This window comes from Halobacterium yunchengense (genome assembly GCF_037031165.1).
Classification (GTDB): Archaea; Halobacteriota; Halobacteria; order Halobacteriales; family Halobacteriaceae; genus Halobacterium; species Halobacterium yunchengense.
In genome coordinates this window covers 555,482-579,973 of record NZ_JAYEZL010000003.1, presented here as the reverse complement: position 1 = coordinate 579,973, position 24,492 = coordinate 555,482, and the positions used below count along the sequence as shown (strand labels likewise).

The window sequence follows — 24,492 nt, the reverse complement described above, 5'->3', positions numbered from 1 at the left end:
CCCAGTCGCCGGAATCGTCGCTGTCCGTGTCGGAGTACTCCGCCCAGTACTCCTGGACGAACCGCTCGTCGTTCTGGTAGAGGGTGCGCAACATCCCCGGCCACGGGTTCTGCACCGTCAGGTAGCCCGCGTCGCCGGCGTTCACCTCCTCGCCCGCGGCGTCCACGACTCTCGCGTCGACGCCGGGGAGCGGCGGGCCGGCAGAGCCCGGTTTCATCGTGTCGACGCCCGGGAGCGTCGTGACCATCATGCCGCCGGTCTCGGTCTGCCACCACGTGTCCACGACCGGACACTCCTCGTTGCCGACGTGCTTGTAGTACCACTTCCAGGCGCGCGGGTTGATGGGTTCGCCGACGGTGCCGAGCAGCCGGAGGCTCGAGAGGTCGTGGGCCTCCGGGTACTGCTCGCCCCACTTCATGAACGCCCGGATGGCCGTCGGCGCCGTGTACAGTTGCGTCGCGTCGTAGTCCTCGACGATCTCCCAGAGCCGGTCGTTGTCCGGGTAGTCCGGCGTCCCCTCGTACATCATCGTCGTCGTGCCGAGCGCGAGGGGGCCGTAGACGATGTACGAGTGGCCGGTGATCCACCCGATGTCCGCCGAACAGAAGTACGTGTCCTCGGGTTTGACGTCGAGGACCGCGTGACTGGTCCAGGTCACCCACGAGAGGTAGCCGCCGGTGGTGTGTTTGACGCCTTTCGGCTGGCCGGTGGTCCCGGAGGTGTACATGAGGAACAGCATGTCCTCGGCGTCGCGGGCGACCGGCTCGACCTCGGCGCCCTCGTGGTCGGCGACGAGAGCGTCGTAGTCGTGTTCGTTCTCGCGGCGGTCGTGGTCGAAGCCGTCGTCCCCGAGGCGGTCGACGACCACCACGTCGCTGACCTCGTGGCCGACCGAGTCGAGGCCGTCGCGGGTCTTCTCGAAGTGGTCGAGGGGGTCGCCGCGGCGATAGTAGCCGTTCGCCGTCACGAGGTACTCGGAGTCCGCGGACTCCATGCGCGTCGCGAGGGCGTCCGCGGAGAAGCCCGCGAAGACGACGCTGTGGGGCGCGCCGATGCGCGCGCACGCCAGCATCGCGACGGGGAGCTCGGGAATCATCGGCATGTACATCGTCACCACGTCGTCTTCCTCGACGCCGAGGTCCCGGAGCGCCGCCGCGAACTCGTTGACCTCCCGGTGGAGCTCCGCGTACGTGTACGTGCGGTTGTCCTCGCTGGGCGGCTCCCCCACCCACTCGATGGCGGGTTCGTCGCCGCGGTCGGCGAGGTGGCGGTCGAGGCAGTTCTCGCTGGCGTTCAGCTCGCCGCCCGTGAACCACTCGTAGAACGGCGGGTTCGAGTCGTCCAGCACCTGGTCGTAGCCCTCCCGCCACTCCAGGAGCTCCGCGGCCGCCTCCCAGCACTCGGGCCACTCCTCCTCGAAGCGTTCCCGGATGGCCTCGTCCGTGACGTTGGCCTGCTCGACGAACGACGCCGGCGGCTCGAACTCGTCCTGTGCCTCCAGTCGTGCCTCTAGCTGTGATTCGTCGCTCATCGTGCTAGGCAACGACGAACACGGCCATAAGGTTTGTTCACGAACCGGTACTCCGGGCCGGCGTACGGTGGACGAACGTGGGAGTAGGGCCGGCCTAGACGGCGGCCGCGGTCTCCTGGTAGCTGCCGTACTCGTCTTCGAACACCTGCATGATCTCGCCCATCGTCGCGTACGCCTTCACGGCGTCGACGATGTACGGGACCGTGTTCTCCTCGGAGCGGACGGCCTCGCGGAGGGCGTCCAGGCAGTCCGCGACGGCCTCGTCGTCGCGGTCGTCTTTCACGGACTCGAGGCGGTCGAGCTGGCGCTCCCGGGTCTCGTCCTCGTCGACGTGCAGCAGGTCGGGGCTGGTGTCCTCGTCGATCTCGTACTCGTTGACGCCGACGACGGTCTCCTCGCCCTCGTCGACGCGCCGCTGGTACTCGTAGGCGGACTCCTGGATCTCGCGGTGGAAGTACCCCTCCTCGATGCCCTCGAGGACGCCGTCGCGGACGCTGCCGTCGCCCATCTCCCTGATCTCCTCGATGTACGCCATCGCCTCCTCCTCGACCTCGTCGGTGAGCGACTCGACGGCGAAGCTCCCGCCGAGGGGGTCGACGATGTCCGCCGCGCCGGACTCCTCGGCGATGATCTGCTGGGTGCGCAGCGCCACGCGGACGGCCTCCTCGCTCGGGAGCGCGAGCGCCTCGTCGTAGGAGTTCGTGTGGATGCTCTGGGAGCCGCCGAGCACCGCCGCCAGCGCCTGCAGCGTGACCCTCGCGACGTTGTTCAGGGGCTGCTGGGCGGTGAGGCTCTGGCCGGCGGTCTGCGTGTGGAACTTCAGGGTCTTCGACGCCTCGGCCTCGGCGCCGTACCACTCGTCCATCACGCGGGCGTAGATGCGGCGCGCGGCGCGGAACTTCGCGACCTCCTCGAAGACGGAGTTGTGGGAGTTGAAGAAAAACGACAGCGTGGGCGCGAACTCGTCGACGTCCATGCCGCGGTCGAGGGCGTCCTCGACGTACGCGAAGCCGTCCGCGAGCGTGAACGCGAGCTCCTGGACGGCCGTCGAGCCGGCCTCCCGGATGTGGTAGCCCGAAATCGAGATGGGGTGGAACTTCGGCGTCTCCTCGGCGCAGAACTCCACGACGTCCGTGACGAGGTCCAGGCTGGGCTCCGGCGGGACGACCCACTCCTTCTGCGCGATGAACTCCTTGAGCATGTCGTTCTGGAGGGTGCCCCGGAGCTGTTCGCGGTCGACGCCCTGCTGGTCGGCGAGCGCGAGGTACATCGCGTAGACGACCGGCGCGGACGGGTTGATGGTGAACGAGGTGGAGACCTCGTCGAGGTCGATGCCGTCGAAGAGGACCTCCATGTCCCGGAGGGTGTCGACGGCGACGCCCTCCTTGCCGACCTCGCCGAGGCTCATCGGGTCGTCGCTGTCCAGTCCCATCAGCGACGGCATGTCGAATGCCGTCGACAGCCCGGTCTGGCCCTCGTCGATGAGGTAGTGGAAGCGCTCGTTGGTCTCCTCGGCGGTGCCGAAGCCCGCGAACTGCCGCATCGTCCACGTGCGGCCCCGGTAGCCGGTGGGGTAGACGCCGCGCGTGTACGGGAACTCGCCGGGGAACCCGAGGTCGGTCTCGTAGTCGAGGCCGGCGACGTCCTCGGGCGTGTACAGGCGGTCGACCTCGAGGTTGGAGACGGTCGCGAAGCGGTCCTTGCGCTCGCCGTACCGGTCGAGTACGGGGTCGAGCGTCTCGTCCTCCCAGTCCTCGCGCGCCTCGCGGATGTCCGCGAGGTCGTCCTCGTCGTACATGGACGGAAAATTTGCCGGAGAATCCATTAAGGATTCGGTCAGGTGGTCCCACGGCGACGCCGCGTCGACGTCCCCGGCGAACGCGGTCGGTCCGTCGCCACGCGCGCCGTCAGTAGTGCCCCATCACGCCGTCGCGTCGGGCCCACCGCTGGCAGTAGTGAAACGCGGCGTAGCCAGCGGCGAGGTAGCCGACGGCGGTGACGACGAGGACGGCGAGTTCGCCGGCCGGGAACTCCCAGAGGCGGACGCCGTCGGTCATCGCGGTCTGGAGGAGCTGGCTGCCCTGCGCGAGCGGCAGCCACTGCATCAGGGGGTACTGGTCGACGGGCGCGGCGATGAGCCCGACGAACGCGAACTGCGCGAGCTGGAAGGCGTTCTCGATGCGCTTGAAGCGGATGGCGAGCCCGCCGAACGCGAAGCCGATGCCGACGGCGGGCGCGAGCGCGAGCGCGACCAGCGGGAGGACGGTCACCGGGTCGATGGCCAGCCAGCGGCCGGTGACGACCATCATGAACAGCAGCGTGGCGACGCCCCAGAGGAACGTCTCGAGGACGCTCACGAGCGTCCGGGCGACCATGACGGGGCCGAAGCCGAACGGCGACATGAACAGCTGCTCGAGGGTCCCCCACTGGGCTTCCCGCGTCACGCCCCACGAGAGGCCGCCGTAGGACGCGACGCAGAGCGTCCACAGGAGGTAGCCGACGATGAGCCCGGACAGCGTCTCCGAGATGGCGGCGGGCGCGACCGCTCGCCCGCCGTAGAACAACACGAGGAAGAACAGCAGGAGGGTGCCGAACTGCGAGAGCGTGTTCACGGGGTAGCGGACCAGCAGGACGACCATCTTCTTGAACGACGCCCGGAAGAGCCGGAGGTAGCCGCGGGCGCCGGTGTCGACGGCGGCCGCGTCGCCGGTCGGCGCGGACGCGCTCACTCGCCGTCACCCCGGACGCGGTTGTTCGTGACCTCGAGGAACACGTCCTCGAGGTCGGGGTCGTGGCCGTCGACGTCGGCGAGCTCGACGTCTGCGTCCCGGAGGGCGTCGAGCACGCCGTGGAGCGTGGTGTCCCCTGCCAGCGTCACGTCGAACTGCGTGCGGTCGCCGACGCGCTCGAAACCGTCGACGCCGAACGCGGTTTCGAGGCGCTCGCGGACGCCGTCGGGGACGGTGCCGTCGACGGTGACGCGGTAGGCCTTCGTGTCGAAGACGGAGACGAGTTCGTCGACGGGGTCGTCCGCGATGACCCGGCCCTCCGAGAGGATGACGACGCGGTCGCAGACGTCCTCGACGACGTCCATGTCGTGGCTGGAGAGCACGACCGTGATGGCCTCCTCGTCGGCGAGCCGCCGGAGTTCGCGGCGGAGCTCCAGGGAGGCCTCGACGTCGAGGCCGAGCGTGGGTTCGTCGAGGAACACGACGTCGGTGCCCCGCGCGAGCGTCGCCGCCAGCGAGACCTTCTGCTTCTGGCCGCGCGAGAGGTCGTTGACGGTCTCGTCGGCCTTCTCGGCGAGCCCGAACTGCTCGAGGAGGGCGTCGTGGCGGTCGCGGACGGCCTTCGGGTTCTGGCCGCCGAGCGCGGCGAAGAACTCGAGGTTCTCGCGGACGGTGAGCCGCCAGTAGACGTTGCGCGCGCCCTCGAGCATCGCGCCGACGTGCCGGTAGACGGCCCGCGGGTGCTCGTGTGCGTCGACGCCGCCGATCTCGACGCTGCCGGCCGACGGCACGACGAGGCCGAGGATGGACTTGATGGTGGTCGTCTTGCCGGCGCCGTTCGGGCCGAGGACGCCGACGACCTCGCCGCGGTGGACGTCGAAGGAGACGTCGTCGACGGCGCGGACGGCGTCCTCGCCGCTGCCGTACGTCTTCCGGAGGCCGTCGACGGCGAGGACCGTCTCCGCGGTCCGGTCGGTGGAGGGCTGGTCGTCCCGGCTGGACTGCTGGGTGACCCGTGGCATGGGTACACCGGCGGCCCGCGCCCGCTTAACGGTTCCCAGAATGACGTTTCTGTTCGTCTGATTCCAGAACGCTCGTTCTATTCGCTCGCTGTCAGGTCGGGGGTTTTTACTGGCGGGGCGAGACCGCTCACGCATGAGCGACGACGACGAGGCGGCCGCCGCGGCGTTCGACGTCCTCTCGGACCCGACGCGCGTCGCCATCCTCCGCGAGCTCGCCGACCTCAGCCACTCCGTCGACGGGTCGACCGTCGAGTTCTCCGAGCTGCGCCGCGCCGTCGGCGTCGACGACGCCGGCCGCTTCAACTACCACCTCGGGAAGCTCCGGGACCGGTTCGTCGTCAAGCGCGACGGCGGCTACGTCCCGACCGCGGTCGGACTGAAGGCCATCGGCTCCGTCGAGGCCGGCACCTACACCGAGGACGTCGGCGAGCTCGCCGGCGAGGTCGACCACGACTGCCCCGCCTGCGGCGACCCGCTCACCGCCACCTACGAGGACCAGGTGGTCACCGTCGAGTGCCCCCACGACGACGTGCTCGTGCAGACGTCCGTGCCGCCCGCGACGGCCGCCGACGCGACCATCGACGACGTCGTGTCGTTCGTCGTCGGCGACCTCCAGCGCGACGTCGAGGCGATGGCCGACGGCGTCTGCCCCATCTGCTCGGGCCGCATGGTCGTCGACGACTTCGCGGACGACGACGGCGACCACCTACGCGTCGCCCTCGAGTGCCGGAACTGCTGGATGGCTCCGGAGTTCCCGGTCGGCGTCCTCGCCGTCCGCCACCCCGCCGTCGTCGCCCTCTACCACGACCACGGCGTCGACGTCCGGCGGCAGTTCCTCACCGACCTCGAGTTCGTCGGGTCGCGCAGCGACGCCGCCCTCGTCTCCGAGTCGCCGCCGGTCGCCGAACTCACCGTCGAGGTCGGCGGCGACGCCGTCGACCTCCGCGTCCACGACGACCTCGCGGTCGAGGCGGTCTGAGAACTGGCGGCGGTCTGACTCCGTCGCGGTCGTGGAAGTCCGACTACTGGAGGCGTTCGACCGTCTCCACGAGCGGGTGGTGGGCGTAGTCCACCACGTCGATGTTCTCGATGGACTCCAGGCCCTCCTTCTCGGCGGTGCGCGCCATCCCGAGGTCGACGCGGCGGTCCAGCACGATGACGTAGGCGTCCATCTCCCCGATGCCCGCCCGTTCGGCGGCCATCACGCGGTGGTGGCCGTCAGCCAGCAGGAGTTCGCCGTCCGGCCCGCCGTTGTCGATGACCACGAGGGGCTCCGCCAGCCCGTGGTCGAGTTCGTACTGCCGGCCCTCCAGTTCGTCCGCGTACACCTTCCCCTGGGTGGGCACGAGGTCCGCGAGCCGCACCGTGCGGCGCTCCTCGCGGGCCTCGACGCCGTGGATCGTCTCCAGCGTGCGCTTGAGCTTCCCGACCTTCTCCGGGGTCGCGCGCTCGATCTGGGAGCGGATGACGTCCGAGTTCGAGATGATGCCCACGAGGTTCCCGGCGTCGTCCACCACCGGGAGCTTCTGGATGCCAGACCGCAGGATGACGCGGGCCGCGTCCGTCACCTTCATCTCCGGGTGGGCGACGATGAGGTCCTCGCTCATCACCTTGAACACGAGCTCGTCGGGGTCCGCCAGCAGGAGGTCGCGAGCGGACACGAACCCCTCGACGCGCCGCCCCTCCGTCACCGGGAAGCCGTTGTGCTCGCTCTCCGAGATGCGGACGGCGACGTCACGGACGCTGTCGTCGGGAGAGACCGTCGCGACGTCCCGCGTCATGTAGTCGCCGACCGTCGGCTTCGCCCCGTCGTGGTCGAGCGCCGAATCCATCACCGCCCCGTACGCGGGCGACCGGCAAAAGGCCTGCTGTCAGCCCCGAATCTCCTCGAAGAACCGCGTCGCGACGACGTCCTCGACCATCTCGGTGAGCGTGTGCTCGGCGTCCGCGCCGACCTCGTCGAAGAGGCCGAGCGGGAGCTGGGCGCCCGCCATGTCGGCGTGACCGCCGGCGCTCCCGAGGTCGCCGAACGCCGTCCGCAGCACCTCGCCGAGGTCGACGTCGCTGCTCCGGGAGCGCGCCGACGCGTAGATGGTGCCGTCGGTGTAACCGTAGACGAACGTGACGGTCACGCCGCGCATCGCGAGCAGGCGGTCGGCGGCCTGCGCGAGCGTGTCGCGGTCGGCGATGGCGCCGACGCAGGACGCCAGCACGGAGCCGTCGAGCTCGCGGTTGCGGATGGCGCGCGCGATGGTGTCGAGGGTGTCCGCGCTCATCGACGGGCTCTCGATGCGCTCGAGGACGTCCGTGTCCGCCCGCGGCACCAGCCACGCGCCCGCCTCGAAGTCGTCGGTGGTGATCTCCCGCGCGAAGTCCTTGGTGTCAACGCGGATGCCGTACAGCAGCGCGGTCGCGACGGACTCGTCGATATCGAGGCCGAACCCGCGGACGTACTCCACGAGGATGGTGCTGGACGCGCCCAGGCCCTCGCGGATGTCCACGAAGTCCGCGCGCACCTCGGCCTTCTCCGGGTGGTGGTCGACGACGATGTCGACGTCCGTGTCCGGCGGCAGCTGGTCGTTGACGCCCGGCGCGGAGTGGTCGACGAGCGCGATCGCGCCGAAGTCGAGGTCCTCGCCGGGCGCGACGTTGCGCACGTCCAGTTCGAGGAGGTTGACGAACGCGCGGTTCTCCTGGTGGCTGATGTCGCCGAAGTAACACACCTCGGCGTCGACGCCGAACTCCTCGGCGATGCGCGCCAGCCCCACGCCGGCCGCGATGGCGTCCGGGTCCGGGTTGTCGTGCGTGAAGACGCCGAGCGTCCCGGAGACGCCGGCGAGCGTCCCGCGTAACGCCTGGAGCTTCGCCGACGACCCCGACGCCGCAACCTCGTCGAGGTGCTCGAGGACCGCGTGGCCCGGGTCGACGACGCGGTCCGCCAGGGACGCCAGGGCGTCCCGGTCGTCGCTGGTCGCGCCGTACCCGAGGAACGCCACCAGTTCGGCGTCCGGGTAGGCGTCGCGGGCGGCGGTCGCCGCGAGGCGGTTCACGCCGGCGTCGTCGGAGGCCACCACGACCACGTCGGGGTCGCGCTCGACGCTCCGGACGGCGTCGGCGTCCGTGACGTCCCGCACCTCGGCGGCGATCTTCTCGTTGCGCAGCGACTCGACGCGGCTCTCGTCGCCGTCCAGCACGAACAGGTCGCCGCGGCGCTCGGCGAGCGCCTCCACGACGGCGTGCCCCGTCGCACCGCAGCCGAGCACCAGCCGAGAAACCATGCTGGGCCGAGGTAACCGACGTATCCGCTAAAAGGTACCGCTGTCGGGAAGTCCCGTCCGCCTACAGCGCGAACAGGACCTCGGCGGCGTGGATCGCGGTCCGGGCGACCGGGTCGAACGCCACCAGCAACACGACCGTCGCGACGGCGGCGGCGACGACGGCCGCGTAGAGGCCGGTCGGCGTGCCGCGCAGCGTCAGGTCGTCGCTGGGTTCCTCGATCCAGATCGCCTTCACGACCCGCGAGTAGTAGTACAGCGACAGCGCGCTGTTGACCGCCGCGACGGCGGCCAGCCACGCGAAGCCGGCCTGCACGGTGCCCGCGAACAGGAGGTACTTCGAGAGGAAGCCGCCGCCGACCGGGAGGCCGGCGAGGCTGAACATGAACACGGTCATCGCCACGCACGCCACGGGTGCGCGCGTGCCGAGGCCGTTGTAGTCCTCGAAGGTCTTCCCGACGTCCCAGTACTCGACGAGCGCGACGAACAGGAACGCGCCCGTGTTCATGAAGCCGTAGACGAGCAGGTGAGTCATCGACGCGCCGAGCACGAACGAGTTCGCGTCCGTCGCGCCGGACTGCAGCGCCGCCAGCCCCATCAGGACGTAGCCCGCGTGCCCGATAGACGAGTACGCGAGCATGCGCTTGACGCGGTCCTGGGTGGCCGCGGCGAAGTTCCCGAGCGTCATCGTCACGACCGCGAGCACCGCGAACAGGAGCGTCCAGTCGATTGCGACCGCGGCGACGTCCGCGATGGGGAACGCCGTGACCAGGACGCGGAACGCGACCGCGAACCCGGCGGCCTTCGACGCCGACGACAGGAACGCGCTCACCGGCGAGGGCGCGCCCTCGTAGGCCTCCGGCGCCCAGAAGTGGAACGGCACGGAGGCGGTCTTGAACGCGAACCCGCCGACGAGCATCAGGACGCCGAGGCCGAGCACGCCGCCGAACTCGTTGCCGGCGACCGCGTCGGCGACGTCGGCCAGCAGGAGGCTGCCCGAGGTCGCGTACACGAGGCTGATGCCGTACGCCATCACCGCCGAGGACAGCGCGCCGACGAGGAAGTACTTCAGGCCGGCCTCGACGCTGCCCCGGTTCGTCTTCAGGAACGCGACGAGCGCGTACGACGGGAGGCTCGCGAGTTCGAGCGCGACGAACGCCGTCACGAGGCTGTTCGCGGACGCCATCAGCGTCATGCCGGTCGCCGCCAGCAGCGTCAGCGAGTAGAACTCCGCGAGGTGGTCCTCCTCGCGCACGTAGTCGTAGCTGGCCACCACGACGAGCGTGGCGACGCTGCCGACGACGAACGCGAAGAACAGGCTGAACGCGTCCACGACGAGCGCGCCGTCGAACTGCACGAACCGGTAGTCGCCCGTCCCCGCCGCGAGGAACCACGCGGCGGTCGCGGCCGCGACGGTCGTGCCGACCGCGCTGATGCCGGCGAGCACGCCGTTCTTCCGGGTGTCCGGCGCGACGATGTCGACGCCGAACAGCACGAGCGCGGTGACGCCGAGCGCGAGCTGGGGCGTCAGCGGCGGGAGCTCTACCATCCGAACTCACCCCCTGCGAGGGAGGCGGTCGCCTCCGGGAACGAGTCCACCATCGGGTTCACCGCGTCCTGGATCATGTCGTAGAACAGCTCGGGCACGGTGCCGAGCACGATGACGAGGACCACGAGCACGACGATGGCGAACGCGTCGTGGCTCGCCGCCGGCACGATGTCGTAGTCCGTGTCCGCGCTGAACGGCCCGAAGAGGACGCGCTGCATCGCGAACAGGAGGTAGCCGGCGACGACGACGATGCCGAACATCGCCAGCGCCGTGAACAGCTGGGCGTACGGGAACGTCGCCTGGAACCCGCCGATGAAGATGAACACCTCGCCGGCGAACCCGGCCATCAGCGGCAGGCCCATGTAACCGAACGCCGCCGCGACGAAGACGGCCGCGGTGACCGGCATCTTGTCCGCGATGCCGGAGAGGTCCCCGACCATGCGCGTGTGGGCGACGTTGTAGATGACGCCGACGCACATGAACATCAGCCCCGAGATGAGGCCGTGGGCGACCATCTGGAAGGTCGCGCCGCCCAGGCCGTAGACGTTGTACGCGACCAGGCCGAGGATGACGTACCCCATAGAGGACACCGAGGAGTACGCGACGATGCGCTTGAGGTCCTGCTGGGCGAGCGCGAGCATCGCGCCGTAGATCACGGAGACCACGGCGAAGACGGCGATGAGCACCGCGTACTCGCGTGCGACCTCCGGCAGCATCGTGAAGTTGAACCGCAGCATCGCGTACGTCCCCATCTTCAGGAGGACGCCCGCCAGCATCACCGAGGCCGGCGTCGGCGCCTGCACGTGGGCGTCCGGCAGCCACGTGTGCAGGGGGACGGTCGGCACCTTCACGGCGAACCCGAAGAACATCGCGAAGAACGCGACGACCTTCAGGGTCTCCGCGCCGAGGCCGTACGTCGTCGTGAACGCGCTCTCGTCGAGCGCGGTCGTCACCGCGACCATGTCGAAGGTGTTGACGTCCAGCGCGAACACGAGCGCGACGAACCCGATGAACATCACGAGGCTCGCGACGTTCGTGTACACGAAGAACTTGATCGCGGCGTACTTCCGGCGGGGGCCGCCCCAGATGCCGATGAGGAAGTACATCGGCACGAGCACGAACTCCCAGAAGACGAACCACACGAAGAAGTCCAGCGCCGTGAAGACGCCGAGGAGGCTCGCCTCCATGAACAGCATCAGCGCGTAGAACTGGCTCTGCCGCTCGTCGATGGGCGTCCACGCGGACAGCATCGCCAGCGACGTCAGCACCGTCGACAGGACGACCAGCGGCATGCTGATGCCGTCGAGGCCGACGTGCCAGTTCAGCGCGTACGGACCGACCGTGATCCACCGCGCCGTCGTCTCGAACGCCAGGCTCCCGCTCTCGAAGAGCGCGTTGCCCGCTGCGTCGAACTGTGCGAACATCCAGACGCTCCCCGCGACGGGGAGCAGACTCAGGGCGAACGCCAGCCTGCCCGCGATCCGGTCGGGGGCGAGCATCACGGCGAACGCCGAGACCAGTGTGACGGCGATGAGTGCTTCGATCAACATCTAGAACCACCCCCCGATGAGGCCGAACGCGACCAGGAGCACGACCAGGCTCAGCGTCAACAGGGCGGCGTAGTGCGTCACGAGGCCGTCCTGGACGCGCTTGACGCGGCCGCCGGCGAAGAGGCTCACGCTGCTGACGCCGTTGACGACGCCGTCGACGATGCCCTGGTCGAAGGCGTCGGCGGCGCGCGCCAGCGGGAGCGTGAGGCCCTCGGCGAGCCACACCTGGTACTCGTCCTGGTAGTAGTTGTTGTACAGCACGGTCTTGACCGCGCCGAGCTTCTCGGTGTGTTCGACCGGCTCGGGGACGCTGTAGAGCTTCCACGCGAGGCCGGCGCCCGCGAGCGCGAGGCCCAGGGAGACGGCGGCCGGCGCGAGCACGCCGACGTCGGCGGCGCCGTAGCCGGCGAAGTCCACGAGCAGGTGGTGGTACTGGTCGTAGCCGAGGGCGGCGAACTCGCTGCCCTCCGGGATGACCAGCCACTGGTGGAGGTACTCGATGTGCGCGCCCGTGAGCTTCGCGACCGGCGTCATGTTCACGAGGCCGGCGGTCGCCGCGAGCACGCCGAGCACCACGAGCGGGAGCTTGACGTTCCAGCGGACGCCGTGGGGGTCCTCGGCGGTGTCCGTGCGCGCGTCACCGTGGAAGGTGAGGAACACCATGCGGAACGTGTAGAAGCCCGTGAAGAACACGGCGAGCAGCCCCATCCCGTACGCGGCCAGCAGGATGGGCGTCTCGCCGGAGCCGTAGTTCAGCGCGTAGTACAGCACCTCGTCCTTCGACCAGAAGCCGGCGAACGGCACGATACCGGCGAGCGCCAGCGACCCGGCGAGGAACGTGTAGTAGGTCACGGGGAGCTTGTCCTTCAGGCCGCCCATGTCCCACATGTCCTCGTTGTGGTGCATCGCGATGATGACCGACCCGGCGCCGAGGAACAAAAGCGCCTTGAAGAACGCGTGGGTCATCAGGTGGAAGGTCGCGGCGACGTAGCCGCCCGCGCCCAGCCCCAGCATCATGTAGCCGTACTGGCTGATGGTGGAGTACGCGAGCACCTGTTTGAGTTCGTCTTTCACGACGCCCATCGTCGCGGCGAACAGCGCGGTGAACCCGCCGACCAGCGCGACGATCGCGAGGACGGTCGGGAGCAGCGCGTAGAAGCCGTACATGCGCGCGACGAGGTAGACGCCGGCCGCGACCATCGTCGCGGCGTGGATGAGCGCGGAGACCGGAGTCGGGCCCTCCATGGCGTCCGGCAGCCACGTGTGCAGCGGGAACTGCGCGGACTTCCCGACGACGCCGCCGAGGACCAGGAGGCCGAGGACGGCGAACCACGTCTGCGGCTCGAACCCGACGACGTCGAGGAACGACGCCACGTGCTCGGGCACCGCGCCCTCGCCGTGCTGGACGGCGGCGAGCGTCTGTTCGGCCAGGCCCGGGAAGCTACTGGCGCCCTCGCCGGCGGCGACGAACCGGCTCGTGCCGAACGTCGCGAGCACGCCGACGACGCCGATGAGGAAGAAGTAGTCCCCGAACCGCGTCACGAGGAACGCCTTCTTCGCGGCGCTCGGCGGCCCCGGCTCCCGGAAGTGGAAGCCGATGAGCAGGTACGAGCAGAGGCCCACCAGCTCGAAGAACATGAACGCCATCAGGAGGTTGTCCGCGACGACGAACGCCAGCATCGAGAACGTGAACAGGCCGAGGCCGGCGTAGTACCGCGGCAGGCCGGTCTCGCCCTCGTCGTTCATGTACCCGAGGCTGAACACGTGCACGAGCAATGCGACCAGGGACACGATGACCAGCATCATCGCGGACAGCGGGTCGACGAGCAGCCCGAAGTGGAGGTCGAACGTGTTCTGGCCGACGACCCACGTGTAGACGGTTTCGGTGTGGTAGGTTCCCTGGCTCACCGCGAAGAACGTCCACACGGACAGCAGCAGCGACCCGGCGGTCGCGACGATGCCGGGGATCGCGCCGCCCTTCGGCAGCAGCCGGGGCGCGAAGTGCCCGGCGACCAGTGCGACGAGGAACGCGGCGAACGGCAGCAGCGGAATCGCGGCCGTGAACTCGGTTGCGCCTGCCATCTTACCACCTCATCGTCGTTGCCTTCCGCACGTCGATGTCGTCGAAGTTCCGGTACAGCACGAGGATGATGCCGAGGCCGACGGCGACCTCCGCGGCGGCGAGCGCCATCACGAACAGGCTGAACACCTGCCCCGTGAGGTTGCCGTAGAAGTGCGAGAACGCGACGAAGTTGATGTTCGCGGCGTTCAGCATCAACTCGACGCTGATGAGGAACATCAGCGCGTTCTCGCGCGTGAGCACGCCGAACACGCCCGTGCAGAACACGGCCGCGGACAGCAGGAGGTAGTACTCGACGGCGACCGCCATTACTCGCCGTCACCCCCTTCGGCGTCCCGCGTCGCGAGCAGCACCGACCCCTCGAGCGCGGCGTCCAGCAGCAACGCGATGATGATGAACGCCGCGAGGAACCCCTCGCTGCTGGGCGCCGTCTCGCCGGCCACGTCCAGCAGGCCGAGGAGCGCGTACCCGATGGTCGCCGTGATGTTCACGTCGCCGAAGCCGACCGCGTCACCGAACCCGGCGCCGACGAACACGGCCGCGAGCACGACGAACAGCGCCACGGCGACGACCCCGGGCACGAACGTCGACGGGTCCCGCAGTTCCGGTCGCGTCGTCATGCGTTAGTCACCTCCCCTGTACCTCTCTCTCGACGTGTGAGCATCACCGCGAACGTGATCAGGATGAGGACGCCGCCGACGTAGACGAGGATCTGCATCGCGGCGACGAACTCCGCCTGGAGCATCACGTAGTGCACGGCGAAGCTCAACAGCGACCCGCCGAGCAGGAGCGCGGAGTGCCACACGTCCCGCACCAGTACAGCGCCCAGACTGCACGCTATCGTCACCAGCGCGAACAGCCCGAACGCGAGTATTTCGTACACCATTTCAGTCACCTTGTCGTTCGCAAATACGCCCTTTGTAGGTTTCGAGACGGGCGCGAGTCCGTTACTGGTAGTCGACCTCGCCTTCGCCCTCGCCGACCCACGCACCACGGTCGGGTTCGCGGGACGCCAGGGGGTCGAGGTCGTTGTACCACGGCACGTTCTTCAGCTGTTCCTTGTTGAACACGAGGTCGTGTTTCGTGTCGCCGGTGAACTCGAAGTTCTCCGTGAGGAGGATGGCGTCCACCGGGCAGACCTCCTCGCAGAGCCGGCAGTAGATGCACTGGCCGACGTGGAGGTTGTACTGCTCGCCGTTGCGCTGCTTGTCCGTGACGATCTGGATGGTGTCGTTCGGGCAGACGTTCTCGCACTGCCGACACCAGATGCAGCGCTCCTGGCTGAACTTGTGGATCCCGCGGAAGCGCGGGCTGACCTCCGGCGCTTCGTCCGGGTACTCGACGGTGAACGTCTCGCCGTCGAGGGCGTGTTTCATCGTCGTCGCCATCGATTTCAGGAGTCCGATCATAGTCCGGTCACCCCGAGGATCGCTGCGGTGAGCACGAGATTGGCGAACGAGAGCACCAGCATGCCCTTCCAGCCGATCTCGATGAGCTGGTCGATGCGGACGCGCGGCACCGCCGAGCGGCACCACTGCGTGAACAGGAATACCGCCCAGATCTTGATGACGAACCAGACGAACCCGGGCAGGAACGGCCCCGCCGGGCCGCCGAGGAACAGCGTCGCCACGATGGCGCCGCCGAGGAAGATGTGGACGAACTCGCCGAGGTAGAACAGCACGAAGTACACGGAGGAGTACTCCGTCTGGTAGCCGCCGATGATCTCGGTCGGCGCCTCGGGCGTGTCGAATGGGTTGCGCCCGACCTCCGCGAGGTTCGCCACCATGAACAGCGCGAACGCGAACGGGTTGACGAACGCGAACCACGCCGGGATCCGGACGCCGGCGAGGGTCACGAGCGTCGTGTTCTGCTGGATAGCGACGATCTCGCTCATCTGGAGCGTGCCCGTGAACAGCACCACCGACGCGGCGGTGACCACGAGCGGGATCTCGTAGGCGATGTTCTGCGCGACGGCCCGCAGGCCGCCCATGAGGCTGTACTTGTTGTTCGAGGCGTAGCCGCCCATCAGCAGGCCGAGGCTCGCGATGGACGCCACCGCGAAGACGAACACGAGCCCGGTCTCGGGGTCGGCGAGCTGGATGCCGTTCCCCATCGGGATGACGGCGAACGCCAGCAGCGCCGACGCCGCGAGCACGACGGGCGCGAGGTCCCACGCGGGGCGGTCGGCGCCCTCGGGGACGATGAGCTCCTTCGAGAGCAGGCGGACGGCGTCCGCGACGATGATCAGCAGGCCGAACGGGCCGACGCGGTTGACCGCGATGCGGTCGGTGAACGCGGCGGTGATCTTCCGTTTCGCCCACGGTCCGGCGACCGCGGTCATCGCGAGCATGATGTTCCCGATGAGGAACGCCGCGAGGAACATCGAGACGAGTTCGCCCGCGAACCCGCCGATGCCGAGCAGCTCGTTGATGGTGTCCGGCAGCGGCGTCGCCGTCGCGACGGCGTCGAACAGCACCGGCGTCATCTAGCGGTCCACCTCCCCGAGGATGACGTCGAGGCTGCCGAGCGTCGCGACGAGGTCCGGCACGTACTCGCCGGAGGACATCTCCTGGAGCGCCGAGAGGTTGCAGAACGCGGGGCTCCGGATCTTGAAGCGCGCGGGCTTCTCGGTGCCGTCCGAGCGGATGTAGATGCCGAGTTCGCCCTTCGCGCCCTCGACGGCGCGGTACGTCTCCTTGCCGGCGTCGGGCTTGAGCGTGCGCGGGACGTTGGCCTGGATCTCGCGGTCGTCCTCCGGCCAGTCCTCCAGGAGGTCGACGCACTGCTCGATGATGCGCGCGGACTGCTCAATCTCGCGCATCCGGACGAGCAGGCGAGCGTAGTTGTCGCAGCCGTCCTCCGTGACGACGTCCCAGTCGAGTTCCTCGTAGTAGCCGTAGGGGTCGTCGCGGCGGAGGTCGTAGTCGATGCCCGAGCCGCGCGCGACCGGGCCCGTGACGCCGTAGCTCTTCGCGACGTCGGGGTCGAGGTAGCCGGTGTCGACGGTGCGGGACTGGAGGATCTCGTTCTCGGAGATGAGGTCGTGGTACTCGTCGAGCTTCGCCGGGAGGTCGTCGAGGAAGTCCCGGACCTTCTCGAAGTACTCCTCGCGGGGCTCCGGGACGTCCCAGACGACGCCGCCGAGGCGGAGGTAGTTGAACATCATGCGCTGGCCCGTGAGGTCCTCCAGGAGGTTCTGGACGATCTCGCGGTCCCGCATCGCGTACATGAAGATGGCGGTGAAGTCGCCGTAGATGTCCAGACAGAACGTCCCCGTGGCGAGGAGGTGACACGCGATGCGGCACATCTCCGCGGACATCGTCCGGACGACCTGCGCGTACTCCGGCACCTCGATGTCCGCGAGGTCCTCGGCGGTGCGCGCGTACGCCCACTCGTTGATGATGCCGCCCGGGCCGTAGTCCCAGCGGTCCGGGTAGGGCATGATCTGGTAGCGGTACGTGCCCTTCTCGGCCATCTGCTCCTCGCAGCGGTGGAGGTAGCCGATATCGGGGTTGACGTCCGCGACCTGCTCGCCGTCCAGGACGGTCTCGACGTGCAGGACGCCGTGCGTGGCGGGGTGGTGGGGACCGATGTTCAGGAACATCGTGTCCGAGTCCTCGCCGCCGCGCGCGTGGTCCTCGAGGGGGTTCTTGTTCTCCTCGAACGTGACGATCTGGGGCTTGTCCTGGTTGTAGTCCTTTCCCAGGGGGTGGCCCTGCCACGTGTCGGGGAGGAGGATGCGCTCGAGGTTCGGGTGGTCGTCGTACTGGACGCCGACGAGGTCGTACGCCTCGCGCTCGTGCCAGTCCGCCGTGCGGAACACCGGTTCGGCCGTCTCGCTGACCGGTTCGTCCCGCGGCGTCGGGACGACGACGCTGACCTCCTTCGTGGGGTCGTCGTACTGCTTGAGGTGGTAGATGGACTCGAAGCGGTCGTCGTACTCCTGGGCCGTGACGCAGGACAGGTGGTCGAAGCCCGCGTCGTCTCTCAGCGTGGAGAGGACGTCCTGGACCGCGTCGGCGCGCACGACGTACGCGTCGGCGTTGCCGTGCTCCTCGCGGTCGAGGACGCGGTCGCCCAGCAGGTCCGCGACGGCGTCGCCGTCGACCTCGCCGGCGTCGGTCGTCGGGAGGTCGGCCTGTCGTTCTTCCTGCGTGCTCATGGCGAATCAGCCCAGTTGTACCGCATGACGAGCGTCTCCTCGTCGATCTCCTCTGAGAGCTTCTCGACCATCTCGTCGCGCTCGAGGTCGCCGAACTGTTCGAGCTCGTAGGGCTTCACCGTGACCGGCGACGACTCGCCGTTCGCGATGCGCTCCTGGAGTTTGACGACGCCGTAGACGAGCGCCTCCGGCCGCGGCGGGCAGCCCGGGACGTGGATGTCCACAGGGATGACCTCCTCGGCGCCCTTCACGACGTTGTACCCCTCCTGGAAGGGGCCGCCGGAGGTCGAACAGTTCCCCATGTTGACGACGAACTTCGGCTCCGGCATCTGGTCGTAGACGCGCTTCATCCGCGGCGCGAACTTCGAGACGATCGTCCCCGGGACGATCATCACGTCCGCCTGCCGCGGCGACGCGCGGGGCACGCCGGACCCGAAGCGGTCGAGGTCGTGTTTCACCGCGTAGGTGTGCATCATCTCGATGCTGCAGCACGCGATCCCGAACTGCAGCATGAACATGCTCGACCCGCGGACCCAGTTCATGAACTTGTCGAACTTCGTGAGGATGAACGGCGTGGAGCCGAACGCCTCCCGTAGCTTCGAGTTGAACCGGTTGTCGACCCCCTCGCCGCTGCGGGCCTCGCGGGTCTTCGTCAGCGGGTCGCTGGTCCCCGTGATACTGTCTCGTGGTTGGTCACTGCTCATGTGGTTTGCCTCCGTGCCGTGGCGTCCGCACCCACCGGACGGCGCCCTTCCGCCACGCCCACGCGAGCCCGACGACGAGCACGCCGATGAAGACGAGCATCGGCAGCAGCGCGCGCGTCAGACCGGCGGACTGGACGGCGTCCTGGTAGATGACTGTCCACGGGAAGATGAGGACGGTCTCGATGTCGAAGACGACGAACAGCAGCGCAACCATGTAGTACTGGATGTTGAACTGGATGCGCGCGTCCCCCGTCGGAACCTCGCCACTCTCGTAGGTGGCTCGCTTCCCTTGTTCCGGCACGCTGGGTCGCAGGAGTGCAGAGACGGCCATCATCCCGACCGGGATGAGCACGCCCACGAGCGCCAGCATACCGATGGCGATCCATGGATTCATAGGAGTGTCTCCGTGACGAGCGAGGGTTCGAACCGCACGCCCATAAACGTTGATTTATGCCTCAGCGGCCGGAGGCGCCCGAATTCGGGGGTTTCAGGCCGACTCGACGCGTCGGCGGTCGCCGAGTGCGTCGGCGCCGAGACTCCCGGACGCGCCGGCGAGCGCCGGGAACGGCGGCCGTCCGACGCGCCCGGTTTCCGCTCGCCGGATTTCAGTCCCGAGTCTCGCGGAAGCCGGGAGTGCCCCGCTCGTGTAGTTCGCGGGAGACGTCGGCGACGCCCGCGCTCTGGTCGTCGTAGAGGGCCCGGAGGCGGTCGGCGAGTTCGGGGTCGCTCGTCGCGAGGAACTGCGCGGCGGACAGGCCGGCGTTGTAGGACTTCCCGGCGTCGACGGCCGTGATGGGCGCGCCCGTGGGCATGCCGATGACGGAGTCGACGGACTTCTCCTGGACGGGGACGCCGACGACCGGAATCGGGTACGCCAGCGACGCGGTCATGTTCGGGAGGTCAGCGGACTTCCCGCCGGCGCCCGCGATGACGACGTCGAGTCCGCGGTCTGCGGCGGTGTCGGCGTACGCGTACATGAGGTCGGGCGTGCGGTGCGCGGAGACGACCCACGACTCGAAGGAGTGCCCCTCAGGGGGGTCGTCGTAGTCCGTGACCTCCGCGAACCCGAGGTCCGTGAGGGCGTCGTGGGCGCCCGCCATCACGTCGAGGTCGCTGTCGCTGCCCATGACGACGCCGACGTCCGGCGTCTCCGCGGTCGGTCGGTCGCGCGCTGCCTCCGCTTCGAACAGGTCGATGAGGTCGTCGACGGTGGTCATGTTTCGGGTGTGTCCTCGTCGGTGGGGTCGCGGAACGAGACGGCGTCGCGTGCGGCACGGGCGCGCACGAGGAGGTCGCCGCGGTCCTCGCCGACGGCCGTGACGTGCCCCATCTTCCGCAGGGGGCGGACCTCGCGCTTGCCGTACCAGTGCAGGGAGACGCGGCCGTCGCGGAGCGCGCTCGGCGCGCCGGCGAGTTCGGCCGGCCGCGGCTCGCCGTCGGGGTCGCCGAGGACGTTCGCCGTCACGGCGGGTTCGCGGAGGCCGGTGTCGCCGAGCGGCAGGCCGAGCACGGCGCGAGCGTGCTGGGCGAACTGGGACGTGTAACAGCCCTCGATGGTGTAGTGGCCGGAGTTGTGCGGCCGGGGCGCCACCTCGTTCACCAGAATCCGCCCGTCCACCTCGAACAGCTCCACGCCGAACACGCCGCGGCCGTCGAGCGCCGCCAGCACGTCCCTGGCGACCCTCGTCGCCTCCTCGCGGACCGCCTCGCTGGTGCGCGCCGGCACGACCGACTCGCGGAGGATCTCCGCCTCGTGGACGTTCTCCGCGACGGGGAACGTCGCGGTCTCGCCGTCGCCGCTCGCGGCGACGACCGACAGCTCCCGCTCGAAGTCCACGAGCTCCTCGGCGACGTAGCCGTCGAGGTCGCCGAAGGTCTCCCGGGCGTCCTCGACGGACTCGACGGGCGCGTTCCCGCGGCCGTCGTAGCCGCCGGTCCGGGCTTTCAGCATCAGGGGGCGGCCGAACTCCGCGAACGCGGCCTCGAGGTCCTCGGCGCCGTCGACGGGTCGGAACGCCGGGACCGGGACGCCGGCGTCCGCGAACGCGCGGTTCTGCACGAGCTTGTCCTGGATGGTGCGCAGCGTCTCCGGCGACGGGTGGACGGGCGTCCCGGTGGCGTCGCGCACGGCGGCGAGCGCGTCCGGGTCCGCGAGCTCGATCTCGTAGGTGAGGACGTCCGCGCGCTCCGCGAGGCCGCGGACCGCGTCCTCGTCGTCGAAGTCGGCGACGACCTGGTCGGCCGCAGGCGGGCACGCCGGGCAGTCCGGCGTCGGGTCGAGCGCGACCACGTCGACGCCGAGCGGGCTGGCCGCCTCCGCGAGCATCCGGCCGAGCTGGCCGCCGCCCACGACCCCGATCGTCGCTCCGGGTACGGGCACCGTCATCACGCCGACGTTCCGGCTACACCTGCATAAGAATTGCCGAACTCGACCGCGTGTTGTGCACGAACGTGGTGTGTCGGGGGCCGCGTCGGCGACGTCAGGGGGCGTCGTACCCGGGCGCGTTCTCGTCCACGAAGACCACGAACACCGTGTTGTACGACGTGAGCTCGTACGTCCGCGACTCGTAGCCGTCCAGCAGCGGCGCGACCTCGTCGTAGTGTTCGGCGCGCGCTATCACGACCGGCGCCTCGGTGCCCTCGACGGTCGTCGCGTTCGCCGCCGCGGCGTCCGTCGCCGGCTCCCGGAGTCGCGTCGTCGACGCCGTCTCGGCGCCCGCACGCTCCGTGTACCAGGGCAGCGGCAGCCGGTGGAACCAGTTCGTGTCGGCGACGCTGGCCGGGTCCGTCGTGTCGGTGTCGGCGGGCGCCTGGAAGTGGCTGCCGTAGTACAGCACGTCCGTGCCGTCGTTCCGGGGCGCGACGCGCTCGATGCGGTCCAGCGTCGGGCGCATGTCGCTGGCGGGCTGCCCGAACTGCACGAGTTCGTTCTCGTCGTCCTGGGGCATCAGGTACGACGTCTCCGCCGTGACCGCGCCCATCTGGCCGGCCGCGGCGACGAGGACGACGGCGGCCAGCGCCACGCTGACCGTGTCGCCGTCCGCGTACGCCGACCGGCCGCGGTCCACCACGACGCGGACGCCGACCGCGGCCGGCACCGCCAGCGGCACCACCGCGTGGGTCACCGACCACACGCCCGAGATGTCGGTGGCCGCCGGGTAGACGACGACTGACGCGATCCCCCAGTACGCCGCGAACTGCACGAAGTCCCGGGGGTCCTCGGCGGCGTACCGCTCGGCGAGGAAGCCGACGACGGCGAGCGCGCACAGCATCAGGGAGGCCGCGCCGAGGGTGCGCACCGCGTCGAACAGGAACGAGACGTAGCTGTGGTCGCGCGACGCCGCGCCACCCACTCCCCACGTCCCCCAGAACTCCGACCACGCGCCGACCGACCCCGCCGCGACGACGCCCGGCAGCCGCGTCGGGTCGCCGAGCGCCGCGTAGATCTCGGGGCGCGGCGCGTAGAACGCCACGAACACCACGAGGAACGCCGCGAGCCCGCCGGCGACCGCGCGCCGCCGCGCGAACGCGCCCGCCGCCGCCCGCCCGAGTTCGGCGTGGAGCGCGCTCGCCGCCGTCCCCTCGCGGCGGCGCGCGGTGAACAGCCGCGCGTCCAGCAGGAGCGCGCTCGCGCCGACGAACATCCCCACGTACACGAGCGCGTTCTCCTTGGTCGTGAACGCCAGCCCGAGGAACGCGCCCGCCGCGACCAGGTAGCCGCCCCGGTCGGTGTCCAGCGCGCGCACCGCGAACCCGAGCGCGGCGACGGCGAACGCCGCCACCAGGACGTCGTTGCGCATGAACCGCGAGTAGTAGACCAGGACCGGGTTCGCCGCGAGCAGCGCCGCCAGCGCCACCACCTCGACGTCGTCGAGGCGCGTCCGGAACAGCCACGCTGTCGCCGGCAGCAGCGCGCCGACGAGCGCGACCGGCGCGCGAGCCACCGCGTCGCTCGCCCCGAACGCGCCGAAGAGGAACTCGTTGACGTGGAAGAGGAACGGCCCGTGGACGAACGCGCGGTAGTGGTACTCCCCGGACGCCTGGTACTGGAGCACCCAGTACCCGACGCGGGCTTCGTCCCAGTGGAAGATGCGGTCGCCGAGCAGCGCGAACCGGAGCGCGAGCGCGAGCAGGACGGCGACGGCGACGCCGGCGGCGGTGCGGCGGCGTCCGAGGGCGGCGGCCATGGTTCGTTCGCCGAACGGAACGGCGAGCATACAAACTTTCCGTGTGCGAGTCGGCAGCCGCGACCGGCATCACTGCGCTCGGTCGCGCCCGGCATTACTGTGCCGAACGGTAGGCATTTGGTCGCCCCCGCAGTCGGGGCGTGTATGGTGAGTCTCGGGCTCGTCGTTGCGGAGTTCAACCGCAGCGTCACCGAACAGATGGAGTCGGTCGCCCGCGAGGCGGCCGACGACGCCGGCGCGGACGTGGCCGCCCTCGTGCGCGTGCCGGGCGCGTACGACGCGCCGCTGGCGGCCGACCGGCTGGCGCGGCGCGACGACGTCGACGCCGTCGCGGTCGTCGGCGCCATCGTCACCGGCGACACGGACCACGACCAGGTCATCGGGCACGCGACCGCGCAGAAGCTCACGGACGTCAGTCTCGACCGCGACACGCCAGTCGCCTTCGGCGTGTCCGGGCCCGGGATGTCCGGCGCGGAGGCGCGCGAGCGCGTCGAGAAGGGGACCGAAGCGGTCGACAGCGCGATTCACCTCGCGGAGGAACTCTAAGATGAACTACAGCGACAGAGTGCGGCGAGTGGAACCGAGCGCGACGCTGGCGGTCAGCAACCTCGCGAGCGAACTCGAGGCCGAAGGCGAGGACGTCGTCGACCTCTCGGTCGGCGAACCCGACTTCGACACGCCGGAGAACGTCAAGCGAGCCGCGGCGGACGCCCTCGACGCCGGCAACACCGGCTACACGCCGTCGAACGGCATCCCGGCGCTCAGGGAGGCCATCGCCGAGAAGCTCCGGGGCGACGGCCTCGACTACGAGGCTGGGAACGTCATCGTGACGCCGGGCGCCAAGCAGGCGCTGTTCGAGACGTTCCAGGCGCTCGTCGACGACGGCGACGAGGTCGTCCTGCTGGACCCGGCGTGGGTGTCCTACGAGGCGATGGCGAAGCTCGCGGGCGGCGACCTGAACCGCGTCGACCTCTCCCCGCACGGCTTCCAGCTGGAGCCCGCGCTCGAGGACCTCGCGGCGGCCGTCTCCGACGACACGGAACTGCTCGTCGTGAACTCCCCGAGCAACCCGACGGGCGCGGTGTACTCCCGGGCGGCGATGGAGGGCGTCCGCGACCTCGCGGTCGACCACGACGTCACCGTCGTCTCCGACGAGATCTACCAGCAGATCAACTACGGTCCCGAGCACGTCAGCCTCGCCGGCCTCGAGGACATGTTCGAGCGAACCGTCACCATCAACGGGTTCTCGAAGGCGTACGCGATGACGGGCTGGCGGCTCGGCTACCTCGCCGCGCCGGAGGACCTCGTCGCGCAGGCCGGGAAGGTCCACTCGCACTCGGTGTCGTCGGCGACGAACTTCGTCCAGCACGCCGGCGTCGAAGCCCTCCAGCACACCGACGACGCCGTGTCGGAGATGGTCGACGCGTTCGCCGAGCGCCGCGCGTTCCTGCTCGACCGGCTCGCCGACCGCGGCGTCGACGTGCCGGAGCCGGAGGGCGCGTTCTACGCGATGCTCCCCGTCGACGAGGACGACGAACAGTGGTGCCAGGACGCCCTGCGGGACGCGCACGTCGCCACGGTCCCGGGGTCCGCGTTCGGCACGCCCGGCTACGCGCGCGTCTCGTACGCCGCGAGCAAGGAGCGCCTGGGCGAGGCCGTCGACCGCCTCGCGAGCGAGGGCTACCTGTAGCGGGCGCTCCGGT

At 69.7% G+C, this 24,492-nt stretch carries 23 protein-coding genes; 3 read left to right on the top strand and 20 right to left on the bottom strand.

Annotation, left to right across the window (positions count from 1 at the left end):
• From U5911_RS12000 to U5911_RS11985, 4 genes are all read right to left on the bottom strand, one after another.
• On the bottom strand, positions 1 to 1,531 hold a 1,531-nt coding region (locus U5911_RS12000), incomplete at its 3' end, for an acetate--CoA ligase (RefSeq protein WP_336037157.1).
• Positions 1,532 to 1,625: 94 nt separating this feature from the next.
• Positions 1,626 to 3,329 carry an acyl-CoA mutase large subunit family protein gene (locus U5911_RS11995; RefSeq protein ID WP_336034424.1) on the bottom strand — a complete coding sequence of 568 codons (1,704 nt, stop codon included), beginning with the start codon at positions 3,327 to 3,329 and terminating at the stop codon, positions 1,626 to 1,628.
• Between the two features lie 109 nt (positions 3,330 to 3,438).
• Positions 3,439 to 4,260 carry an ABC transporter permease gene (locus tag U5911_RS11990; protein WP_336034423.1) on the bottom strand — a complete coding sequence of 274 codons (822 nt, stop codon included), beginning with the start codon at positions 4,258 to 4,260 and terminating at the stop codon, positions 3,439 to 3,441.
• Complete coding sequence (locus tag U5911_RS11985) at positions 4,257 to 5,282, bottom strand: ABC transporter ATP-binding protein (RefSeq protein WP_336034421.1); 1,026 nt, start codon at positions 5,280 to 5,282, stop codon at positions 4,257 to 4,259. The genes U5911_RS11990 and U5911_RS11985 overlap by 4 nt, the downstream gene beginning before the upstream one ends.
• 133 nt (positions 5,283 to 5,415) lie before the next feature.
• Here U5911_RS11985 and U5911_RS11980 point away from each other — a divergent pair, with 133 nt between their 5' ends.
• Positions 5,416 to 6,261 (top strand): winged helix-turn-helix domain-containing protein, encoded by an 846-nt coding sequence (locus tag U5911_RS11980; protein ID WP_336034419.1) that lies wholly within the window; start codon positions 5,416 to 5,418, stop codon positions 6,259 to 6,261.
• Between the two features lie 43 nt (positions 6,262 to 6,304).
• On the opposite strand, the gene U5911_RS11975 is transcribed toward U5911_RS11980, so the two are convergent.
• The 16 genes from U5911_RS11975 to U5911_RS11900 all read right to left on the bottom strand — a co-directional run bounded on the left by U5911_RS11975 (position 6,305) and on the right by U5911_RS11900 (position 22,789).
• Complete coding sequence (locus U5911_RS11975; RefSeq protein WP_336034417.1) at positions 6,305 to 7,114, bottom strand: CBS domain-containing protein; 810 nt, start codon at positions 7,112 to 7,114, stop codon at positions 6,305 to 6,307.
• A gap of 39 nt (positions 7,115 to 7,153) precedes the next feature.
• Positions 7,154 to 8,560, bottom strand: a complete 1,407-nt coding sequence (locus U5911_RS11970) for a DHH family phosphoesterase (RefSeq protein ID WP_336034415.1) — start codon at positions 8,558 to 8,560, stop codon at positions 7,154 to 7,156.
• A 61-nt stretch (positions 8,561 to 8,621) separates the two neighbouring features.
• Entirely contained in the window at positions 8,622 to 10,106 is a 1,485-nt protein-coding gene (locus U5911_RS11965) for an NADH-quinone oxidoreductase subunit N (protein WP_336034413.1), read from the bottom strand.
• Positions 10,100 to 11,656, bottom strand: a complete 1,557-nt coding sequence (locus U5911_RS11960; protein WP_336034411.1) for a complex I subunit 4 family protein — start codon at positions 11,654 to 11,656, stop codon at positions 10,100 to 10,102. The genes U5911_RS11965 and U5911_RS11960 overlap by 7 nt, the downstream gene beginning before the upstream one ends.
• A complete protein-coding gene (gene nuoL, locus U5911_RS11955; protein ID WP_336034409.1) occupies positions 11,657 to 13,738 on the bottom strand; it encodes an NADH-quinone oxidoreductase subunit L in 2,082 nt (693 codons plus the stop codon).
• Position 13,739: 1 nt separating this feature from the next.
• Positions 13,740 to 14,045: an NADH-quinone oxidoreductase subunit NuoK gene (gene nuoK / locus U5911_RS11950; RefSeq protein WP_336034407.1), complete on the bottom strand. Its 306-nt coding sequence runs from the start codon at positions 14,043 to 14,045 to the stop codon at positions 13,740 to 13,742.
• Positions 14,045 to 14,356 carry a proton-conducting membrane transporter gene (locus tag U5911_RS11945; RefSeq protein ID WP_336034405.1) on the bottom strand — a complete coding sequence of 104 codons (312 nt, stop codon included), beginning with the start codon at positions 14,354 to 14,356 and terminating at the stop codon, positions 14,045 to 14,047. The genes nuoK and U5911_RS11945 overlap by 1 nt, the downstream gene beginning before the upstream one ends.
• Positions 14,353 to 14,622: an NADH-quinone oxidoreductase subunit J gene (locus U5911_RS11940; protein ID WP_336034404.1), complete on the bottom strand. Its 270-nt coding sequence runs from the start codon at positions 14,620 to 14,622 to the stop codon at positions 14,353 to 14,355. Before U5911_RS11940 ends, U5911_RS11945 begins: the two co-directional genes overlap by 4 nt.
• A gap of 61 nt (positions 14,623 to 14,683) precedes the next feature.
• Positions 14,684 to 15,145 carry a NuoI/complex I 23 kDa subunit family protein gene (locus tag U5911_RS11935; protein WP_336034403.1) on the bottom strand — a complete coding sequence of 154 codons (462 nt, stop codon included), beginning with the start codon at positions 15,143 to 15,145 and terminating at the stop codon, positions 14,684 to 14,686.
• Entirely contained in the window at positions 15,142 to 16,221 is a 1,080-nt protein-coding gene (locus tag U5911_RS11930) for a complex I subunit 1/NuoH family protein (RefSeq protein WP_336034402.1), read from the bottom strand. The genes U5911_RS11935 and U5911_RS11930 overlap by 4 nt, the downstream gene beginning before the upstream one ends.
• On the bottom strand, positions 16,222 to 17,898 hold the full coding sequence (locus U5911_RS11925; RefSeq protein WP_336034401.1) for an NADH-quinone oxidoreductase subunit D: 1,677 nt from the start codon (positions 17,896 to 17,898) through the stop codon (positions 16,222 to 16,224).
• Positions 17,895 to 18,602, bottom strand: a complete 708-nt coding sequence (locus tag U5911_RS11920; RefSeq protein ID WP_336034399.1) for an NADH-quinone oxidoreductase subunit B — start codon at positions 18,600 to 18,602, stop codon at positions 17,895 to 17,897. The genes U5911_RS11925 and U5911_RS11920 overlap by 4 nt, the downstream gene beginning before the upstream one ends.
• Positions 18,592 to 18,996: an NADH-quinone oxidoreductase subunit A gene (locus tag U5911_RS11915; protein ID WP_336034397.1), complete on the bottom strand. Its 405-nt coding sequence runs from the start codon at positions 18,994 to 18,996 to the stop codon at positions 18,592 to 18,594. Before U5911_RS11915 ends, U5911_RS11920 begins: the two co-directional genes overlap by 11 nt.
• 211 nt (positions 18,997 to 19,207) lie before the next feature.
• Complete coding sequence (purE, locus tag U5911_RS11910; protein WP_336034396.1) at positions 19,208 to 19,819, bottom strand: 5-(carboxyamino)imidazole ribonucleotide mutase; 612 nt, start codon at positions 19,817 to 19,819, stop codon at positions 19,208 to 19,210.
• Positions 19,816 to 20,988: a 5-(carboxyamino)imidazole ribonucleotide synthase gene (locus U5911_RS11905; RefSeq protein WP_336034395.1), complete on the bottom strand. Its 1,173-nt coding sequence runs from the start codon at positions 20,986 to 20,988 to the stop codon at positions 19,816 to 19,818. Before U5911_RS11905 ends, purE begins: the two co-directional genes overlap by 4 nt.
• A gap of 94 nt (positions 20,989 to 21,082) precedes the next feature.
• Positions 21,083 to 22,789: a flippase activity-associated protein Agl23 gene (locus U5911_RS11900; protein WP_336034394.1), complete on the bottom strand. Its 1,707-nt coding sequence runs from the start codon at positions 22,787 to 22,789 to the stop codon at positions 21,083 to 21,085.
• Between the two features lie 144 nt (positions 22,790 to 22,933).
• Here U5911_RS11900 and ribH point away from each other — a divergent pair, with 144 nt between their 5' ends.
• Positions 22,934 to 23,335, top strand: a complete 402-nt coding sequence (ribH, locus tag U5911_RS11895) for a 6,7-dimethyl-8-ribityllumazine synthase (protein ID WP_336034392.1) — start codon at positions 22,934 to 22,936, stop codon at positions 23,333 to 23,335.
• A gap of 1 nt (position 23,336) precedes the next feature.
• Positions 23,337 to 24,479, top strand: a complete 1,143-nt coding sequence (locus U5911_RS11890; protein WP_336034389.1) for a pyridoxal phosphate-dependent aminotransferase — start codon at positions 23,337 to 23,339, stop codon at positions 24,477 to 24,479.
• The last annotated feature ends 13 nt before the right edge of the window (positions 24,480 to 24,492 follow it).

Bases quoted from the DNA above. Each gene is read 5' to 3' on its own strand.
- U5911_RS11975 (WP_336034417.1), bottom strand. From the start codon at position 7,114: ATGGATTCGGCGCTCGACCACGACGGGGCGAAGCCGACGGTCGGCGAC.
- nuoL (WP_336034409.1), bottom strand. From the start codon at position 13,738: ATGGCAGGCGCAACCGAGTTCACGGCCGCGATTCCGCTGCTGCCGTTC.
- U5911_RS11960 (WP_336034411.1), bottom strand. From the start codon at position 11,656: ATGTTGATCGAAGCACTCATCGCCGTCACACTGGTCTCGGCGTTCGCC.
- ribH (WP_336034392.1), top strand. From the start codon at position 22,934: ATGGTGAGTCTCGGGCTCGTCGTTGCGGAGTTCAACCGCAGCGTCACC.
- U5911_RS11970 (WP_336034415.1), bottom strand. From the start codon at position 8,560: ATGGTTTCTCGGCTGGTGCTCGGCTGCGGTGCGACGGGGCACGCCGTC.
- U5911_RS11920 (WP_336034399.1), bottom strand. From the start codon at position 18,602: ATGAGCAGTGACCAACCACGAGACAGTATCACGGGGACCAGCGACCCG.
- U5911_RS11980 (WP_336034419.1), top strand. From the start codon at position 5,416: ATGAGCGACGACGACGAGGCGGCCGCCGCGGCGTTCGACGTCCTCTCG.
- U5911_RS11935 (WP_336034403.1), bottom strand. From the start codon at position 15,145: ATGATCGGACTCCTGAAATCGATGGCGACGACGATGAAACACGCCCTC.
- U5911_RS11915 (WP_336034397.1), bottom strand. From the start codon at position 18,996: ATGAATCCATGGATCGCCATCGGTATGCTGGCGCTCGTGGGCGTGCTC.
- U5911_RS11925 (WP_336034401.1), bottom strand. From the start codon at position 17,898: ATGAGCACGCAGGAAGAACGACAGGCCGACCTCCCGACGACCGACGCC.
- U5911_RS11900 (WP_336034394.1), bottom strand. From the start codon at position 22,789: ATGGCCGCCGCCCTCGGACGCCGCCGCACCGCCGCCGGCGTCGCCGTC.
- U5911_RS11985 (WP_336034421.1), bottom strand. From the start codon at position 5,282: ATGCCACGGGTCACCCAGCAGTCCAGCCGGGACGACCAGCCCTCCACC.
- purE (WP_336034396.1), bottom strand. From the start codon at position 19,819: ATGACCACCGTCGACGACCTCATCGACCTGTTCGAAGCGGAGGCAGCG.
- U5911_RS11890 (WP_336034389.1), top strand. From the start codon at position 23,337: ATGAACTACAGCGACAGAGTGCGGCGAGTGGAACCGAGCGCGACGCTG.
- U5911_RS11945 (WP_336034405.1), bottom strand. From the start codon at position 14,356: ATGACGACGCGACCGGAACTGCGGGACCCGTCGACGTTCGTGCCCGGG.
- nuoK (WP_336034407.1), bottom strand. From the start codon at position 14,045: ATGGCGGTCGCCGTCGAGTACTACCTCCTGCTGTCCGCGGCCGTGTTC.
- U5911_RS11965 (WP_336034413.1), bottom strand. From the start codon at position 10,106: ATGGTAGAGCTCCCGCCGCTGACGCCCCAGCTCGCGCTCGGCGTCACC.
- U5911_RS11940 (WP_336034404.1), bottom strand. From the start codon at position 14,622: ATGGTGTACGAAATACTCGCGTTCGGGCTGTTCGCGCTGGTGACGATA.
- U5911_RS11995 (WP_336034424.1), bottom strand. From the start codon at position 3,329: ATGTACGACGAGGACGACCTCGCGGACATCCGCGAGGCGCGCGAGGAC.
- U5911_RS11905 (WP_336034395.1), bottom strand. From the start codon at position 20,988: ATGACGGTGCCCGTACCCGGAGCGACGATCGGGGTCGTGGGCGGCGGC.
- U5911_RS11930 (WP_336034402.1), bottom strand. From the start codon at position 16,221: ATGACGCCGGTGCTGTTCGACGCCGTCGCGACGGCGACGCCGCTGCCG.